General features: G+C 69.2%; 12 protein-coding genes. 3 read left to right on the forward strand and 9 right to left on the reverse strand.

The window, feature by feature from the left end; translation table 11 throughout:
* Window positions 1-219 precede the first annotated feature (219 nt).
* The 3 genes from GE073_RS13875 to GE073_RS13885 all read right to left on the reverse strand — a co-directional run bounded on the left by GE073_RS13875 (window position 220) and on the right by GE073_RS13885 (window position 4,572).
* On the reverse strand, window positions 220-1,479 hold the full coding sequence (locus GE073_RS13875; protein WP_084136532.1) for a nitric oxide synthase oxygenase: 1,260 nt from the start codon (window positions 1,477-1,479) through the stop codon (window positions 220-222).
* Window positions 1,480-1,483: 4 nt separating this feature from the next.
* Window positions 1,484-2,338 carry an EcsC family protein gene (locus GE073_RS13880; protein ID WP_052332915.1) on the reverse strand — a complete coding sequence of 285 codons (855 nt, stop codon included), beginning with the start codon at window positions 2,336-2,338 and terminating at the stop codon, window positions 1,484-1,486.
* A 161-nt stretch (window positions 2,339-2,499) separates the two neighbouring features.
* Entirely contained in the window at window positions 2,500-4,572 is a 2,073-nt protein-coding gene (locus GE073_RS13885; protein WP_153783705.1) for a HelD family protein, read from the reverse strand.
* Between the two features lie 152 nt (window positions 4,573-4,724).
* Between GE073_RS13885 and GE073_RS13890 the strand changes: the two genes are divergently transcribed.
* The gene (locus GE073_RS13890) at window positions 4,725-5,480 is read left to right on the forward strand and encodes a response regulator transcription factor (protein WP_228551525.1); all 756 of its coding nucleotides are present in this window, start codon (window positions 4,725-4,727) and stop codon (window positions 5,478-5,480) included.
* Window positions 5,477-7,534 carry a sensor histidine kinase gene (locus tag GE073_RS13895; protein ID WP_153783706.1) on the forward strand — a complete coding sequence of 686 codons (2,058 nt, stop codon included), beginning with the start codon at window positions 5,477-5,479 and terminating at the stop codon, window positions 7,532-7,534. The genes GE073_RS13890 and GE073_RS13895 overlap by 4 nt, the downstream gene beginning before the upstream one ends.
* A gap of 285 nt (window positions 7,535-7,819) precedes the next feature.
* Here the strand turns inward: GE073_RS13895 and GE073_RS13900 are convergent, their stop codons facing one another.
* The 5 genes from GE073_RS13900 to GE073_RS13920 all read right to left on the reverse strand — a co-directional run bounded on the left by GE073_RS13900 (window position 7,820) and on the right by GE073_RS13920 (window position 13,759).
* Window positions 7,820-8,077 (reverse strand): hypothetical protein, encoded by a 258-nt coding sequence (locus GE073_RS13900; protein WP_028597339.1) that lies wholly within the window; start codon window positions 8,075-8,077, stop codon window positions 7,820-7,822.
* Between the two features lie 628 nt (window positions 8,078-8,705).
* Window positions 8,706-8,987 carry a DUF1294 domain-containing protein gene (locus GE073_RS13905; protein ID WP_052332916.1) on the reverse strand — a complete coding sequence of 94 codons (282 nt, stop codon included), beginning with the start codon at window positions 8,985-8,987 and terminating at the stop codon, window positions 8,706-8,708.
* Between the two features lie 30 nt (window positions 8,988-9,017).
* Window positions 9,018-11,684 carry an ATP-dependent helicase HrpB gene (gene hrpB, locus GE073_RS13910; RefSeq protein WP_028597341.1) on the reverse strand — a complete coding sequence of 889 codons (2,667 nt, stop codon included), beginning with the start codon at window positions 11,682-11,684 and terminating at the stop codon, window positions 9,018-9,020.
* Window positions 11,685-11,719: 35 nt separating this feature from the next.
* On the reverse strand, window positions 11,720-12,670 hold the full coding sequence (corA, locus tag GE073_RS13915) for a magnesium/cobalt transporter CorA (protein WP_028597342.1): 951 nt from the start codon (window positions 12,668-12,670) through the stop codon (window positions 11,720-11,722).
* Between the two features lie 66 nt (window positions 12,671-12,736).
* Window positions 12,737-13,759: a hypothetical protein gene (locus GE073_RS13920; protein ID WP_153783707.1), complete on the reverse strand. Its 1,023-nt coding sequence runs from the start codon at window positions 13,757-13,759 to the stop codon at window positions 12,737-12,739.
* 128 nt (window positions 13,760-13,887) lie between these two features.
* Here GE073_RS13920 and gluQRS point away from each other — a divergent pair, with 128 nt between their 5' ends.
* On the forward strand, window positions 13,888-14,853 hold the full coding sequence (gene gluQRS, locus GE073_RS13925; protein ID WP_153783708.1) for a tRNA glutamyl-Q(34) synthetase GluQRS: 966 nt from the start codon (window positions 13,888-13,890) through the stop codon (window positions 14,851-14,853).
* Between the two features lie 334 nt (window positions 14,854-15,187).
* Here the strand turns inward: gluQRS and GE073_RS13930 are convergent, their stop codons facing one another.
* A complete protein-coding gene (locus GE073_RS13930; protein ID WP_153784740.1) occupies window positions 15,188-16,093 on the reverse strand; it encodes a glycoside hydrolase family protein in 906 nt (301 codons plus the stop codon).
* Window positions 16,094-16,113 lie beyond the last annotated feature (20 nt).

Below are 16,113 nucleotides of genomic sequence, written 5' to 3' on the forward strand. Positions count from 1 at the left end.
TACGTTCGGAATGACGCTTGGCATTCCTTCCAGTATTTCCTGATGCGCCCGAAAAAACAGGCCGATAGCCCCCTTTACCCGGAAAATGACAAAAAGAGCCCGCTGGTGGCAGGCTCCTCCGATAGAACGTATCGTATTTTCCGGTATAAACAAGTTAGGCAGTAGGAATATTGTATCGAATTCCAGCGCAGCGTGTCAACCGTTTTTGAGCGAGGCCGCTCAGCTGCTCGCCCCGAACGGACAGCGGGCGGCCCCGGAGACGCCCGCGCCCGCTCCCGCGGAAGCGCCGGCATGCGCCGCTCCAGCCGGGCAGCCCGCCGCTCCGGAGGCGGCCGCGGCTCCGAAGCCGCTCCGGCATTGCCGCTCCAGCCGCTCCAGCCGGGCCGGCTTGTCCTGCGGCAGCAGGCGCGGCGACAGCTCCAGCTCGCGCATCCCGGCATCATGCCAGACCGGCGTCAGCGAAGGCGACAGCGGCGGGATCAGCCAGGACCAGCGGGCGCTCGTCTCGCGGCCGCGCTCCGCCTCCTGCCGCTGGAAGCGGACGAACTGGTCGGCAGCCGTATGATGGTCGACGATGCTGACGCCTGCCTTGCGGAACGAATGCAGCACGGCAATGTTGAGCTCTACGATCGCGCGGTCCTTCCAGAGCGTCGTGTTGCTGCTGCGGTCGAGTCCGAGCGCGTCGGCGACGGCGGCGATCCGGTCATAGCGGCCCGGATCCCCGAAGTTGCGCGCGCCGATCTCCGTCTCCATGTACCAGCCGTTGAACGGAGCGGCCGGATAAACGGTCCCTCCGATCTCCAGCGCCATGTCGGAAATGATCGGCACGGCGTACCAGCGCAGGCCGAGCCGCCCGATGCCCTCATGCTCGGGATGCTCGATCGCCACCTCCGGCGTCAGATGCGCCGGGATCGGGAACCAGCGCGGCTCGCCTCCGCCCGCGCTGACGACGAGCGGCAGCAGGTCGAAGTCGCCGCCCGTCCCCCGCCAGCCGAGCTCCAGGCAAAGCGCCGTGAACGCATCCGATGCCGGATCGCCGCGGCGCTGCTCTCCCGGCCCGGCGGCGGGATAGCCGGCGTAGCGAAGCAGCTGGTGGTTCCAGACGCGGATGTCCGCGCCGGAATCCGCGCTTGGGAACACCGTCATGACCGAGCGGATGCGCCCGCCGTTCGCGGCCGTCTCCAGATGCCGCAGCAGCGCCCCCGCCGCTTCTTCCTCGGTCCGTACGCCGCGCGCGTCGATCACGTCGAGCGTCTGCCAGAACAGGCGCCCGATGCAGCGGCTGTTGTTGCGCCAGGCGACGCGCGCTCCCCAGACGAGCTCTTCCGCCGAGGGCTCGTATGCTTCTCCGCGGCCGATCGCCGCCCGGACTGCTTCTATCCGCGCCGCCAGGCGCTCCTCTTCCCATCCGTTCTCCATGCCGAACTGGCGGAGCCAGGCTTCCGCCTGCTCCTCCCTTCGGCTGCTGCCGCCGTTCATGCTGTCATTCCCCGCTTTCTGCCAGCCTTTCGGTAATGCGCCGCTTGCGATAGAGCATGATCGCGGATTCCGTCACGTTCTGGAGCATGCCGCGATTGATGAACGCCCCGAACACGAGTCCGGCGACCGGCACGGCCTGGAGCAGCTTCTTCCAGCCCCAGTTGTCCCGGTAGACGGCGATCACCTCGCGCCAGCCCTGGATGCGGGAGACGGCCTCGCCGGCCGCCTTGCCTCCATCCGCGGCGCTCTGCATCATCTCTTCCAGAATAGCACGTTTCCCGACAATATCCGAGGATGCGAACTGCATGACCTTGACCGTGAAGACGCGCTCCTCCTTGAGCGTCGGGTCGTAGCCGTAGCTGAGCGCGATTTCCTGAATCGCCTTGAGCGACAGGCCGAGCACCGCAGGCACGTCGATCGCCAGCGTGAAGAGGCCGCCGAAGCCGGTCGTCGCGCCCTGCGCGGTCGCGAATCGCGTGCGTTCCTCGGCGAGCTGGGCCGCTGCCGCATTCATCGCGGCCAGCGGGTAAGGTCCGTCGCCGCTTCCGCCCTGGCTGCGGTCCGCGGACCGCAGCAGCTCCCCGACCTTCCGTCCGGCGACGAGATACTTGCCGCCGTTCTGGATGTAGCCGCCCAGCTCGTCGAGCGCCAGGCCGAGCTTCTCGTGCACGATTTTCGGCGTCAGCCGGTCGAGCAGCTTGAACGGCAGCCGCGCCATCCGGTCCCAGATCATCAGGTTCTTCTGATCCTTTTCCCATCGCTCGATTTCCGCCAGCGCCGCCTGCAGCTGCTCTCGCGACTCCATCCGGCCCGCCGGCCGCTCCTCCTGTACTTCGCTCGTGTCTCGATCTGTCTCCATGCGTCGTCTTCCTCCTTCGGGATCGCCTGCCGCCGGCCCGGCTGTTCCGCCATGGCCGCGCGGTCCGTGCGCTGCCGTGCAATACGCAGCCGCATCGGGCGCGGTTCCGGACGAGCCGGCTTTACCGCGTATTACCCTGTATGCCCGATTCTGTCCCTTTTTCAGCCGAGCAGGACGGCCGGCTCTCCGCGATGGAGCAGTCCGAGCCGATGCAGCGCCCTCGTGCAGGCGACGTACAGCAGCTTGGCGTCCGCCGCTCCGTAAGCCTCGGCGCTCGCGTCGGCGACGAGCACGGCGTCGAATTCCAGCCCTTTGGACAGATAGGCCGGCACGACCGTCAGGCCGCCGCCGTAAGCGGGCTGGCGAGCATGGACGAGCGCCGCCTCGATGCCCGCCGACTCCAGCGCCGCATGGATGTCCGCGCACTCGCGCTCGGTGCGGCCGATGACGGCGATCGTCTGGAAGCGGCCTTCGCGCTGCCAGTCCGCGACAACCGCGGCCAGCCTGGGCGCCCAGCCGTCGGCGGAGACGCGCTCCAGCACGACGGGATCGCCGCTGCGGAACACCGGCACGGCCGGCTTGACCGCGCTGCCCATGCCCGCGAGGACCAGATTGGCGAAGTCGATGATCTCCGTCGTCGAGCGGTAGCTGCGGTCCAGCTCGAAATAACCGGCGCTGCCCTCGTCGAACCGTCCGCTCAGCTCGCTCCAGTCGGAGATGCCGGCATAGGCATGGATGCCCTGCTGCAGGTCGCCGAGCACCGTCATCGACGGCTGCTGCTGGCAGAGGCGGAGCGCCTCGAGCTGGAACGGCGAGTAGTCCTGCGCCTCGTCGATGACGATATGGTCGTAGAACGGCCGGCCGAGGCCGTGCAGGCGGATATGCAGGTAGACGAGCGGAGCGAGGTCCTCCGCCTCCGCTTCTCCTTGCTTGAGGCGGGCCGCCGTCGCCTTGGCGAGCGGCGCGGGCAGCAGCTGCGCCCCGCTCTTGCCCTCCAGCAGCTTGCGGTACAGCTGCGGAGCGCTGTAGGCGGGGATCCGTTTGGAAAAGGCGTTCAGCTTGGCCATCGCCTTCGAGCGCAGCTTTTTGTCGGCGACGCCCCGCTGCTTGAGCTCCGACTCGAGCCAGCGCTTGACGCGGCTGACGAGCCGCTCCCTGCGGCGCATGATCGACTCCTCGCCGTAATCCGTTTCATGCCATTCCTTCATCTTGGCGACGGTCAGCTTGAAGCCCGGCAGCGGCTCGAACGGCTCGGCCGGCAGCAGCGAAGCCTCCAGCTCCGCGAGCCGGCCGTCGAGCGCTTCCTTGAACGCCGCGCTGCCCTTGAGCCGGCCGGAGGCGGCGGCGTATTCCTCCTCCGCATGAGGCTGCTCGAACCAATAGGCGAGCGTCTCTACCGGCGAGCGCAGCATCACCTCGCGCTCCAGCAGCTCGATCGCCCAGTCGGCGAACGTCGTCTGCACGATGTCCCCGACGCCGAGCTCCGGCAGCACGCCGCTGATATAGTCGAGGAACATGCGGTTCGGCGCGAAGATGATCATCCGTTCCGAACGGATGCGGCCGGCGTACTGGTAGAGCAGGAACGCGAGCCGGTGCAGCGCGACCGTCGTTTTTCCCGAGCCGGCCACGCCCTGGATGAACAGCGCCAGGTTCTTGTCCGCGCGGATGATCTTGTCCTGCTCCTGCTGGATCGTCGAGACGATGTCGCGCAGCTTGTTGTCCTTGCTCTCTCCGAGCCGGTACAGCAGGAACTCGTCGGTGACGGCGTCCTCCTCCTGCCCGCGCACGAAGCTGTCGACGAGCCGCAGCAGCTCCTTTTGCCGGACCATCAGGTTGCGCTTGAGATGTACCGTGCCGCCGATCTCGCCGTCCGGCGAGTCGTAGGTTACCGGAGCCTCGCCCCCGCTGAAGGAATAGAACAGGCTCGCGACGGGCGCCCGCCAATCGATGACGAGCAGCTCGTCCGAGCCTGCGCGGGCGACGCCGGCCTTGCCGATGTACAGCGGCAGCGGCGCCGGCTTGCCTTCCTCTTGAAAGTCGATCCGGCCGAAATAAGCTTCCTTGCGGGCGATCTCGAGCCGCTGGCGGCGCTCCTCGCGCTGCAGGTCGAGCATCTGCTCGGTGAAGTCGTCTCCGGTATAGCGCGGGCCGATGCCTCCGAGCTGGCCCTTGATGTCCTCCACGGCTTCCGCGAGCCGCGTTTCTTCCGCTTGATAGGCACTTTGAGCGCTCATGGTCAGTTACCTCCTAAGGGATTCCAATGAAAAGCGAAAGAACACTATACCATAGCGCCGCTTGCGCCTGCAATAGCGGCATGAAGGGAATCCGGCGGCATGACTTGGTCACGGCGGGCTGGTTCCTGCGTCCTCTTTTTGGAGGGGGAGGCTTGCCCGGTCGGAAACGCGGCTCGTATACTCGAATGGATGAGGCTGGAAAAGCCGACGAAGGCGACGAAGGGGTGGCGGAAGCGATGATCGAGGTGCTGCTGGCGGACGACCAGAAGCTGATGAGGGACGGGCTGAGCACGATTCTGGGGCTGCGGGACGACATGACGGTGACGGGCGCGGCGGCGGACGGCGCCGAGGCGCTGGAGCTGGCCGTGCGGCTGAAGCCGCAGGTCGTGCTGATGGACATCCGCATGCCGGTCATGGACGGCATCGAGTCCGCGCGCCGCATCAAGCAAGCGCTGCCCGGCACGGTCGTGCTCATGCTGACGACGTTCGAGGAGGACGACTACATCATCGAGGCGCTCGCCGCCGGAGCGGCCGGCTTCCTGCTCAAGGACATCCCCGGCGAGCGGCTCGCCGAGGCGATCCGGCAAGCGGCGGACGGCTCCTACATGCTGCCCTCCTCCGTCGCCGGACGGCTGGCTGCCCGGCTGAAATCGGCCGGAGCGGCCGCCCAGGGGCTGATCGGCGCGAGCCGCGCCCGCGCCGGACGGCTGCAGCTCGGGGCCAAGGAGCGCGAGGTCGCCGCGCTGCTCGCCGCAGGCTGCGCCAACAAGGACATCGCCGCCCGCCTGTTCATGAGCGAGGGCACGGTCAAAAATTACGTCAGCGGCCTGTACGCCAAGCTCGGCACGCGCGACCGCACCGTCGCCGCGATCGCGCTCGGCGAATGGCTCGCGGAGAGCCGCGAATGAAGGCGTCCCGGCTGGCAAGGCGGCTCGCCTCGGCGCTGCTGCTGACGGCGATGGCCGCTACGGCCGTGCTCTATTTGGTGCCGCTGCAGCCGGGCGTCGCGCGGCCGGCGGAGATGTTCACGCTCAGCTTGCCGGAGCGCTGGGAGCTGCTCGCCGCAGACGGCCGCTGGATTCGGCTGGATCGGGCCGAGCGCCTGCTGGCCGAGGGCGAGATCCAGGCGGCAGGGGGCTTGGCGGCACGGGGCTTGGCGGACGGCGAGAGTGATCGCGATGGTGCGGCACGAGGCGAGGCGACAACGACAAGAGCCGAGGACCGCAGCGGCGGGGCGGACAGAGATGGCGCCGGGCAGCTCCACGCCGCCTCCGGCGGCTCGGACATGCGCCTGCCCGGCGAGGCGGCGGAGCGGTTCATCGTGCGGAGGACGCTGCCGGACGCGCTGGACCAGCCGCGGAGCTACCGCCTCTTTTTCCGCCAGCCGGGCGCGTTCCGCGTTACGCTGGACGGGCAGCCGCTGGCGGACTACGGCCCGCTGCCGGAGCAGGCGCCGCTCGCCGACCGCTGGCGGGCGGCGGAGCTGCCGCTCCGCCCCCAAGGACGGCTGCTCCAGCTCGAGATCGAGCCCGCCTCTCCCGGCTCGCTCGCCCTCGGCGGCATCGCCGCCGCGCCGGCGGAGCGGCTGCTCGACTACGCGCTGCGCGCGGACTCCGTCCGCTTCGCGATGGCGGCTTGCTACGCGATGCTTGCCGTCTTTTCCGGCATCGCCTGGCTGCTCGTCTCCCGCAGTCCGCTTTACCTGTATTTCGGCGCCATCACGTTCGTCTCCGGCTATTCCGCCTTTTTCGGCTCGTCGCTCTTCTATGTGCTCGCCGCCACGAGCCGCTTCTCGTACTTCAACGGCATCAGCAATCCGCTCATGGCTTGCGCGATCGCAGGCTTGCTCGGCCACCTGGCCGGAGCCGGACGGAGCCGGTTCCGCAAGCTGACGATGCTGTTCGGAGCGCTTGCGATCGCAAGCGCCGTCCTGTCGCTGACGAGTCCGGCCCTGTACCGGACGCTGACCGAGGCCACGTTCGCCTTCATCCTGCTGTCCACGCCGTGGTATCTGCATGCGCTGCGCCGGGAATTCGGCCTCAGGAGCGGCGAGCTCGCCTGGCTGCGGACGGGGCTCGTCGGACTGCTGCTCAGCGTCGCCGCCGACCGGCTCGCGGTCGCGATGCCGTCGGTCTCGGTCTGGCTGGAGAACTCCCTCTCCGATATCGCGCTGATCGTGCTGCGCCAGCTCGTGCTGATCGCCGTCTTTGTGCTCATCTGCTGCATCGGGCTCGTCCTGCTGCTGCGCGAGAAGCGGCTGAGGCTCGAGTATCAGCGGGTGCTGGAGCAGCAGAACGAGGAGCTGCTGGAGCGCGACCGCATCAAGGACGGCATCCTGGCAGAGCGCTCCCGCATCTCCCAGGAGCTGCATGATCATGTCGGGCATACGCTGACCGCCTCTATCGTCCAGCTTGAGGCGTCCATCCTGCTGCTGGAGCGGCAGCGCAACGAAGGGCTGGACAAAGCCCGCCTTGCCCAATCGCTCGTGCGCAAAGGCTTGGACGAAATCCGCGCGTCGGTGCGCGCGATGCGCGAGGAGGACGAGGAGCTGCGGCTCGCGCCGGCGCTCGAGCGGCTGTTCGCCGACGCCGAGGCGAATGCCGGCATCGTCGTCAGCCTGGAGCTGCGACCGCTGCCCCCGCTGCCGCGGGAGCTGATCTCGCTGCTCGTCCGAGCGGCTCGGGAGGGGCTGACGAACGGCCTGCGCCATGGCGCCGCGAGCCGCTTCCGCTGCCGCGTCGCGGCGGAGGGCGGCACGCTCTCGTTCGAGCTGCGCAACGACGGACAGCCTCCGCGGCCCGAAGCGGCGGAGGGCTTCGGACTGCGGAGGCTGCGGGAAGAAGCGGAGCGCCTCGGCGGGCGGCTGCGGCTGGAGGCGCAGCCGGGCGAAGCGGCGCTGTCGCTCCGCCTGCCGCTCGACTGCGGAGCGGCAGCAGGCAGCGGCGCCGACGAGGCGGGATGAGGGGCGGCCGTCGCCGCAGCATCAGGCAAAGGAGACCGATGCCTGAGACGCCGACTATGAGGCGGTCAAGGCAGCTCAGTCGGCCGTTTCCGCCGAAGCAGGCGATGAATCCGCGCCGCCTAATAAGCCGACTATGAGGCGGTCAAGGCAGCTCAATCGGCCGTCGCCGCCGAAGCAGGCGACGAATCCGCGCCCCCTGATAAGCCGACTATGAGGCGGTCAAGGCAGCTCAATCGGCCGTTTCCGCAAAACGGGCGGTCACGGCGCTAGGGACGCAGCGGACGTCTAGTCTGGCAAACCCGGTCGGGAATAAGCGCGCCGCAGCCGGCGTTCCGTGCCGGCCAGCCGCGCGATCCAATACAGCATGCGCCAAGGCAGCCGCTTGCCTTTCGGCAGCCTGCCGGCGGGATGGCTCGCTGCCCGGGCATGCCAGACTGCCCGGTCCAGCAGCCGCTTCGGCAAGCCGTTCGGCAGCGCCCGTCCTTCGCAGGCCAAGCCGTAGGCAATGTCGAGCGCCAGCCGCCGATTGTCGCATTGATTCATGGAGGAACCTCCTAGCGGTCATGTTCCTCTCCAGCATCTCACAGCGTCATGCGCCGTCCCAGCGGCGGGGAGCCTATTTCCTTCATGACCCGGTCATCGCTTGCCGGATATACCGTCATGGCTGGTTGGGTCGTAAGCTCCCGCTGCCTTCCACTTCCGGCAACAGGCAATGCGGAGCCGATTAGTCGCGCAACTCCCCTCGGTCTGCCTCCTCCGAACGCGAGTTACTCGGTTTTTCCGCGCAGCTCCACTCGATCTGCCTTCCCCGTGCGCCAGTTACTCGGTTTTTCCGCGCAACTCCCCTCGGTCTGCCTCCTCCGCACTCCAGTTACTCGGTTTTTCCGCGCAACGCAGCTCCGGCGCATCGGCTCAACCAGAGAGTCGACCTTGCCAGCCCTCACGCAGCGGACTAGAATGCAAGCCTAAAAAGGCATGATCTCTAGCAACGACAAAAGCGAGCCGTCCCGACGGGGCAGCTCGCCTTTTTTTGTTCCTGTATCGTCAATCAGCGGATGAGACAGGCCAACCTTGTTCCTGCATCGTCAATGAGCGGACGAAACGGTCCAACCTTGCTCCTGCACCGTCAAGCTGCGAACGAGACAGGCCATTCTTGCTCCTGCACCGTCAATCAGCGGACGAGCCAGGCCAGCGCGCCAAGCGCTGCAACGCTCCAGACGGCGAGCAGCGGCACGCCGATGCGGAAGGAGGCATGCTTCGTCTTGTGCCGCCATGCGGACATGCCGATCCAAGCCCCGATGCCGCCCCCGAGGAAGCCTGCGGCAAACAGCCTTTTTTCCGGTATGCGCCGCCGGGACTTCCGCGCCGCCTTTTTGTCGATGCCGAACAGCGCGAACGCGTAGACGCTCATGGCCGCCGCATAAAGCAGGACCGCGCCTTGCCATCCATTCATCCGACCATCCCCCTCTCTCCTGCCCCTCGCTCAGCCCGGGCTCCTCGGCCGCACGCGGCTCGTCGCCTGGGCTTCCAGCGGATTCTCCGGCCAGTAATGCTTCGGATAGCGCACCTTGAGCTCCTTGCGCACCTCGAAGTACGTCGTGCTCCAGAAGCTCTCGAGGTCGCGCGTCACCTGCACCGGGCGCTGCGCCGGCGACAGCAGATGCAGCACGACCGGGAGCCGGCCGCCGCCGACGCGCGGCGTCTCCTTCATCCCGAACATCTCCTGCAGCCGCACCGCGAGGAAAGGCGCCTGCGGATCGCTGTAATCGACCGGAACGCGCGAGCCGCTCGGCACCGTCAAATGCGTCGGCGCATACGAGTCGAGCTGCCTGCGCCGCTCCCAGCCGAGCCGCGAGTCGAGCGCCTCGGCCAGCGGCAGCTTTTGCAAGCCGGAGGCGCTGCGGATGCCGGCCGCATGCGGCGCCAGCCAGTCCTCCAGCGTCGCGAGCAGCCCTTCGTCGGACGCGTCCGGCCAGTCGGGCCGCACCGCATGCATGAGCTGCATGCGGGCTTGCAGCTGGCGCGTCTGGCGCGTCCACGGCAGCAGCCGCAAGCCTTCGCTGCGGATGCCCTGAAGCAGCGCCGCCGTCACCCGCTCCGGATCCGGACGGTCCAGCTGCGCCTCGCGCACGACAATCGCGCCGAGCCGGGTCCGTCTGCGGCTGCGCACCGCTTGCGCGGCGGCATCCCATTCGACAGTCTGCTCCGGCTCGAACAGCTCCGGCAGCAGCGCCTCCAGCGCCGCGAGCTCGACCGGAGCGGCCAGATCGATCCGGCTTTCCGTTCCGGCATCGTCGAGATCGGCGGCGACGAGATAGGCGGACGAGGAGATCGGCTGGACATTCGCCAGCGCCGCTCCGCGGCCGATCGCCAGCACATAGCGTCCGTCCGGGCGCCGCTGCGCGATCCGGTCGGGATAGGCGAGCGCGAGCAGCAGTCCGATGTCCGGCTGCTCCGCCCCGCGCGCGGCAGACGGCACGGAGCTGCCGCGCGGCGAAGCCTCGCCTGCCGTCCGCCCGGCTTCGCCGCCCGGCGTCCGCTCCGTTCCGGCCGCCGGAGCGGCCCTTCGCCTGTCCGCGCCCGGCGCCGAAGCAGCCGCTCGCCGCTCCGCCGCCGCCGAGCCGTCCCGGCGCATCGCCTCCAGCGAGCGGCGCCACTGGCGCGCTTCCGCCGCGGTGCGCGCAGCGGCGGCGGCCAGCGCCGGATCGCCGCCGCTCCCGCCGGCGCGGCCGGCGGCGCGCAGCGCTTCGACGCGCAGCCGCAGGTCGGCGCTGCGCTCGCCGCGCAGCAGATCGCGCTCGCCGAGCAGCGCCGCCAGCTCGCAGGCGGCCTCGCTCCAGCCGAGCCGCTCCGCCTCCAGCGCCATATGCGCGAGCCGCGGATGCCCGCCGAGCGCGGCCATGCGCCGGCCGTGCGGCGTAATGCGCCGCTCCGCCGTGAGCGCGCCGAGCCGCTCCAGCAGCGAGCAGGCCTGCTCGTACGCGCCGGACGGCGGCGCGTCCAGCCAGTCCAGCTCCGCCGGATCGGCCGTGCCCCAAGCCGCCAGCTCCAGCGCAAGTGGCGCGAGGTCGGCCTCCAGCAGCTCCGGCGTGCCGTAGGCCGGCAGCAGCCGATGCGCCTCCTCGCTCCACAGCCGCCAGCAGCGGCCCGGCGCGGTGCGCCCCGCGCGTCCGCGCCGCTGGTCGGCGGACGCCTGCGACACCGGCACCGTCTCGAGCCGCGTCATGCCAGTGCGCGGCGAGAAGCGCGGCACCCGCATCAGCCCGGCGTCAACGACGGCCCGCACTCCGGCGACCGTCAGGCTCGACTCCGCGATCGACGTCGCGAGCACGATTTTGCGCCTGCCGGGCGCGCAGGCGGCGACCGCCTCGTCCTGCGCCTGCAGCGGCATGCCGCCGTGCAGCTGGCGCGCGTCGACGCCAGCCGGCAGTCCGACCCGCCGCAGCTCGGACTCCGTCCGCCGGATATCCGCGATGCCCGGCAAAAACACGAGCACGTCGCCTTCCTGCTCGCGCAGAGCCTCGAGCGCCGCCGCGGCCGCCGCCTGCTCCAGCCGCGAGCCCGCGGGCCGAGGCCGATGGCGCGTCTCCACCGGATATTGGCGCCCCTCGCTCGCCAGCACCGGCGCTCCGCCGAGCAGCTCCGCCACGCGGCCGGCGTCCAGCGTCGCCGACATGACGACGAGCCGCAGGTCCTCGCGCAGCAGCGCCGCGGACTGCAGGCAAAGCGCCAGGCCGAGGTCGCTGTGCAGATGCCGCTCGTGGAATTCGTCGAACAGCACCGCTCCGTACGCCTCCAGCGCCGGGTCCTCCTGAAGCAGCCGCGTCAGGATGCCCTCCGTGACGACCTCGACGCGCGTGCGCGGTCCGACCTTGGTGTCGAGCCGCACGCGGTAGCCGACCGTGCCGCCCGGCTCCTCGCCGAGCTGCCGGGCCATGTACGCCGCCGCCGAGCGCGCGGCGAGCCGCCGCGGCTCGAGCATGAGCACCTTGCGCCCGCCGAGCCAGCCCGCGCCGAGCAGCGCGAGCGGCACGCGCGTCGTCTTGCCCGCGCCGGGCTGCGCGACGAGCACGGCACGGCCCTGCGTTTCCAGCGCGTCCAGCAGTCCCGGCAGGATCTCGTCGACCGGCAGCCTGCCTGATCCTTCCATCGTCCCACCTCTTTCCGTAGGCTTGCCCGCTCCGCTCAGTCGAACCACCCCTTGCGCTTGAACCAGGCGAACATGCCCGACGCGATCAGCCCCATGCCCGCCAGCACGCCGAAGTAGCCGTAGCGCCACTCGAGCTCGGGCATATGGATGAAGTTCATGCCGTAGATGCCCGCGAGGAACGTCAGCGGCATGAAGATCGTCGTGATGACGGTGAGCGTCTTCATGATGCCGTTCATCCGGTTGGAGCTGTAGCTCATGTAGCTGTCCCGCATGTCCGCGGTCATGTCCCGGCACGCCTCCAGCGTCTCCGCCTGCTTGAGCAGATGGTCGTAGATGTCGTGGAAAAAGGCCCGGAACTCCTTCAGCCCGGGAATCGCCTCGATCGTCGTCATCCGGTACAGCAGGTCGCGCATCGGCACGATCGTCTTGCGCAGGCGCAGCAGCTTGCTGCGGATCGCGAACACCCCGTCGATGCCGGTCCGGTCGGAATAGCCGCGGCTGCCGGGATCGGCGTCGAGCAGCTGGTCCTCCAGCTCGTAGATCGACGGGAAATACCGGTCCACGAGCCGGTCCATGACCGCGTGCGCGACGGCCAGATGGCCGCTGCGGGGATGCTTGGGATGCACGGCCGCCGCCTGCCAGGCCGCGTCGATCTCGGCGCAGGCGGCGAAGCGGAACGTCACCGCGAAGTTCGGGCCGAGGAACAGGTTCACTTCCTGCACCTGAAGCGTCTCCGCCTCCAGCGCATGCAGGACGAAGAAATGGACGTCCTCGTAATGGTCGACCTTCGGCCGCTGCAGCAGATGCAGGCAGTCCTCGATGGCCAGCGGGTGAAAATGGAAATACTCGTCCAGCAGCCGGATCTCGGCCTCTTCCGGCTGTCCGATATCGGCCCAGTACCAGACCGGGTCCATCGTTTTAAGCTCGTCCAGCCCGACATCCTTGCGGAGTCGGCCGGTTGAATCCATCGCCATGATGCGCAGCATGCTCGCAGCTCCATTCTATTGATTCGCTTCCTAAATCATCGCTTGGGGAGGACGGCCTCCGGTCCGTCATCCCGCCGAATCCAGCAGGGACGCGCGGCGGGCGCGCAGCGCCGCCAGCTCCCGCTCGGCCTTGCCCGCTTCCGTCTCCAGCCGCCGCCGAAGCTGGCGAGCCTCGCCCAGCAGGCGTTCGTTGCTATCCCTCGCGCCGTTGATCTTGCCCTGGACATGCCAGTCCATGAACAGCCCGTCCAGCAAATAATCGCCGAGCCGGGCTCCGTCGCTGATCGCGATGTCGAACGAGGCGGCCTCGCCGACATCGGCCAGCTCCTTGTGCAGCCGCCGCGCCGCCGAGCGCGCGCCGACCAGCGCCTCCTGCGCCTCGTCGAGCCGGCCATGCTTGGCCGCTGTCGCGATCACGCCGCCGCCGAGCATGTCGTACGTGCCCCAGGCGGCCGCCGACTCCAGCCGGTCCACCGCGCGCTCCAGCTGCGAGACGAGCGCGCCCGCCGCATGAATCGCCTCGCGCAGCTCCGCGAGCAGCGCCTGCCTGGCGCGGAGCTGGCCGTCGACTTCCCGCACGCCGGCGGCGACGGCGGGGAACGCGCTCAAGACGAGCCGCTCCCGCTCGCTGCGGATCGCCTCGCTGCCGCCCGCCGCAGGAGCGAGCTCTCCGAGCCGGACGCTCGTCCGCGCCAGCATCTCGCGCAGCTCCTGCAGCTCCGCCTCGCCCTCCTTGACCTCGGCGGCCGCCCGCTCGGCTTCCAGCTGCTCCAGCTCCAGCTGCTCCTCCAAGCCTCCGCTGAGCCGCAGCCAGATCGAGCTCCAGCTGCGCTGCGACAGGCGCTCGACGTCCGCCGCTTCCTTGCCGTGCCGCACCAGACGCTCCGCCTGCCGCCGCTCCAGCTGCCAGATCTCGCGATCGAGCCGCTCGCGGCTGCGCTCCAGCACGCGCTGCTCCGATTCCGCCTCCAGCGCCTCGTCCAGCCGCCGTCCAAGCTCGCGGACGCGCTCCGCGACCGTCGCGTCCGACGCGTCCGGCCCGTCCGGCCCGGCGGCTCCATGGCCGCGATCTGTCGTCCTGTCGTCCATCGTCGTCCTCTCCTCTCGAATTGCAGCCCGCAATCTCTCATGCTATCATACCAGTCAGACCGGGCGCGCCCAAGCCCGAAGTTGAATTCGCGGGAGCCGCAGGCTTCCGCCGCGAGGAGGGACAACCGATGACCGCCGGCCGCTTCGCTCCGACTCCGTCGGGGCTCATGCATCTCGGCAACGCCCGCACCGCCTTGCTCGCCTGGCTCCAGATCCGCCGCCTCGGCGGCGCGTTCCTGCTCCGCATGGAGGACATCGACGGCCCGCGCTCGCGGCCCGACTACGCCGAGGCGGCGCTGCGCGACCTGCGCTGGCTCGGACTCGACTGGGACGAGGGGCCAGACAGCGGCGGCCCGCGCGGACCGTACACGCAGAGCGAGCGGCTCCCTCTTTACGAAGAAGCGCTGGAGCGGCTGCGCGCGCAGGGGCTGCTGTACCCGTGCTATTGCAGCCGCGCCGAGCTGGCCGCCGTCGCGAGCGCGCCCCATGGCCTGGCCTCGGAAGGGCCGGCCTATCCCGGCACCTGCCGCTGCCTGAGCGAGGAGGAGCGGCAGGTGCGCGCGCGGCGCAAGCAGCCGTCGCTGCGGTTCGCCGTGCCGCCGGAGCGGATCGTCCGCTTCGATGACGAATGCGCCGGGCCGCAAGAGACGGCGCCCGGAGCCGGAGGCGACTTCGTCGTGCGGCGGGCGGACGGCATCTTCAGCTACCAGCTCGCGGTCGCCGTCGACGATGCCGCCATGGGCGTCACCCATGTGCTGCGCGGCAGCGACCTGCTCGACTCGACGCCGCGCCAGCTGCTGCTGCTCGAGGCGCTCGGCCATGCGGCGCCGCGCTACGCGCATGTGCCGCTGCTCATGGGGCCGGACGGCAAACGGCTTGCCAAGCGCCACGGCGGCATCTCGCTGCAGGCGCTGCGCGAGGCCGGCGTGCGGCCCGAGCGCGTCGTCGGCCTGCTCGCCCGCTGGAGCGGCCTGCTCGAGCGGGCCGAGCCGGTCATGCCGAGCGAGCTGATCGAGGCGGCGCGGGAGCGGCCTCTGCCGCTCGAGCCGGTCGTCGTGCGCGAGGAGGAGCTGCGCGGCATGCTCGGCGAATGAGGCGCATGCGGAGCTTGGGGCGCATGAAGCGTATGAGCCGCATGAAGCGCTTGAGGCGGACCAGCCGCCTCTCTCGATGCTGGCCTAGAGCGTGTTTGACTACTCCGAAAGAAGCCGATAGGGCCGAATTTTTGGTTCCTGCGTGGCAAAGCAGGGGGCAAAAAGGCGGTGATAATGCCCCTTGGCGGGTTTGCAACCACACCCTAGACAAGCCTAACAGGCGTTTTGCGGCGGCGGCCCTCTCGGCCGCCCGCAAAACGCCTGTTTTCGCCATCTAGGCCCCTCTGGCCGCGCTCGACCTGCCCGCAGTCGCGCCGTACAAGCCGAGCCACGTCTAGCCCGAGATCAGGAAAGGCAGTCCGTCCCGCCAGCCGATCTCGGTCATCGACAAGCACCAGGAGCGCCCCATGTCGCCATTCCCCTGATCATACAAGTACGTCCGCCCGTCTTCGTCCGTGAACAGGAACGGATGTCCGGACTCGCTCGAGTTCCAGCTGCCGGGCTCCCCGTTCGGCAGGAACGGCTCGTCGAAAAGCCGCGTCCAGCAGATGCCGTCGTCGCTGACCGCGCAGCCGATCTGCTGCGGGCGGTTGTTGTAGGCGCCGCCGTAGAACATGTACAGCCTGCCGTCGCGCTCGCAGACCGCAGCCGCCTCGATGCATTCCTCCTCCCAGGGAAGCTCCGGCCGGAGGATCGGAGCGTCGCAGGCCTGCGTCCAGGCTTCCCGGCCGAATCCGGAATCCAGCTCCGCGGCGGCGACTCCTTGCAGCTGGATCCTGCCTTGCGGATCGCGGGTGGCGAAGTACAGCAGCAGCTTGCCCCGAAACGGAATCGCCTCCGCGTCGATCGCCCTGCCGTTGTTCCACTGCCCTGTCGGGCGGAACACCGGGTTCGAGCCGTTCTTCTCGAAGCGGATGCCGTCCTCCGACACCGCGTGGCAGATCGCGTCGAGCGGCCCGTTGCCGTACGTCTGATAGAACAGATGGATCCTCCCGTCCAGCACGACCGCCCCGGGCGCGCAGATTCCGTTCCGCTCGCACTGCTGCTCCAGCGGCACTTCGCCGAGCTTGCTCCAGCTGACCCGATCCTCGCTGGCCGCGATGCCGATTCCCCACGCTCCGGCATCGTCCGTGCCGGCTTGCGGCCCGATCGAGTAGTAGAGAAGATATCTTCCGCCATGCTTGACGACCGCAGGATCCTTGGCGAAAGGCCTGCCCCGGTCCAGGTCCGTGAACATCATCACTTCCGAACGCCTCCTCT

It is taken from the genome of Paenibacillus sp. B01, from assembly GCF_009649995.1.
Classification (GTDB): domain Bacteria; phylum Bacillota; class Bacilli; order Paenibacillales; family Paenibacillaceae; genus Paenibacillus_O; species Paenibacillus_O pasadenensis.

What these genes read in the sequence shown, in the direction of transcription:
- GE073_RS13930 (WP_153784740.1), bottom strand. Translation starts at nt 16,093, where the DNA reads ATGATGTTCACGGACCTGGACCGGGGCAGGCCTTTCGCCAAGGATCCT.
- GE073_RS13885 (WP_153783705.1), bottom strand. Translation starts at nt 4,572, where the DNA reads ATGAGCGCTCAAAGTGCCTATCAAGCGGAAGAAACGCGGCTCGCGGAA.
- GE073_RS13905 (WP_052332916.1), bottom strand. Translation starts at nt 8,987, where the DNA reads ATGAATGGATGGCAAGGCGCGGTCCTGCTTTATGCGGCGGCCATGAGC.
- GE073_RS13880 (WP_052332915.1), bottom strand. Translation starts at nt 2,338, where the DNA reads ATGGAGACAGATCGAGACACGAGCGAAGTACAGGAGGAGCGGCCGGCG.
- GE073_RS13900 (WP_028597339.1), bottom strand. Translation starts at nt 8,077, where the DNA reads ATGAATCAATGCGACAATCGGCGGCTGGCGCTCGACATTGCCTACGGC.
- hrpB (WP_028597341.1), bottom strand. Translation starts at nt 11,684, where the DNA reads ATGGAAGGATCAGGCAGGCTGCCGGTCGACGAGATCCTGCCGGGACTG.
- GE073_RS13895 (WP_153783706.1), top strand. Translation starts at nt 5,477, where the DNA reads ATGAAGGCGTCCCGGCTGGCAAGGCGGCTCGCCTCGGCGCTGCTGCTG.
- gluQRS (WP_153783708.1), top strand. Translation starts at nt 13,888, where the DNA reads ATGACCGCCGGCCGCTTCGCTCCGACTCCGTCGGGGCTCATGCATCTC.
- GE073_RS13920 (WP_153783707.1), bottom strand. Translation starts at nt 13,759, where the DNA reads ATGGACGACAGGACGACAGATCGCGGCCATGGAGCCGCCGGGCCGGAC.
- GE073_RS13875 (WP_084136532.1), bottom strand. Translation starts at nt 1,479, where the DNA reads ATGAACGGCGGCAGCAGCCGAAGGGAGGAGCAGGCGGAAGCCTGGCTC.
- corA (WP_028597342.1), bottom strand. Translation starts at nt 12,670, where the DNA reads ATGCTGCGCATCATGGCGATGGATTCAACCGGCCGACTCCGCAAGGAT.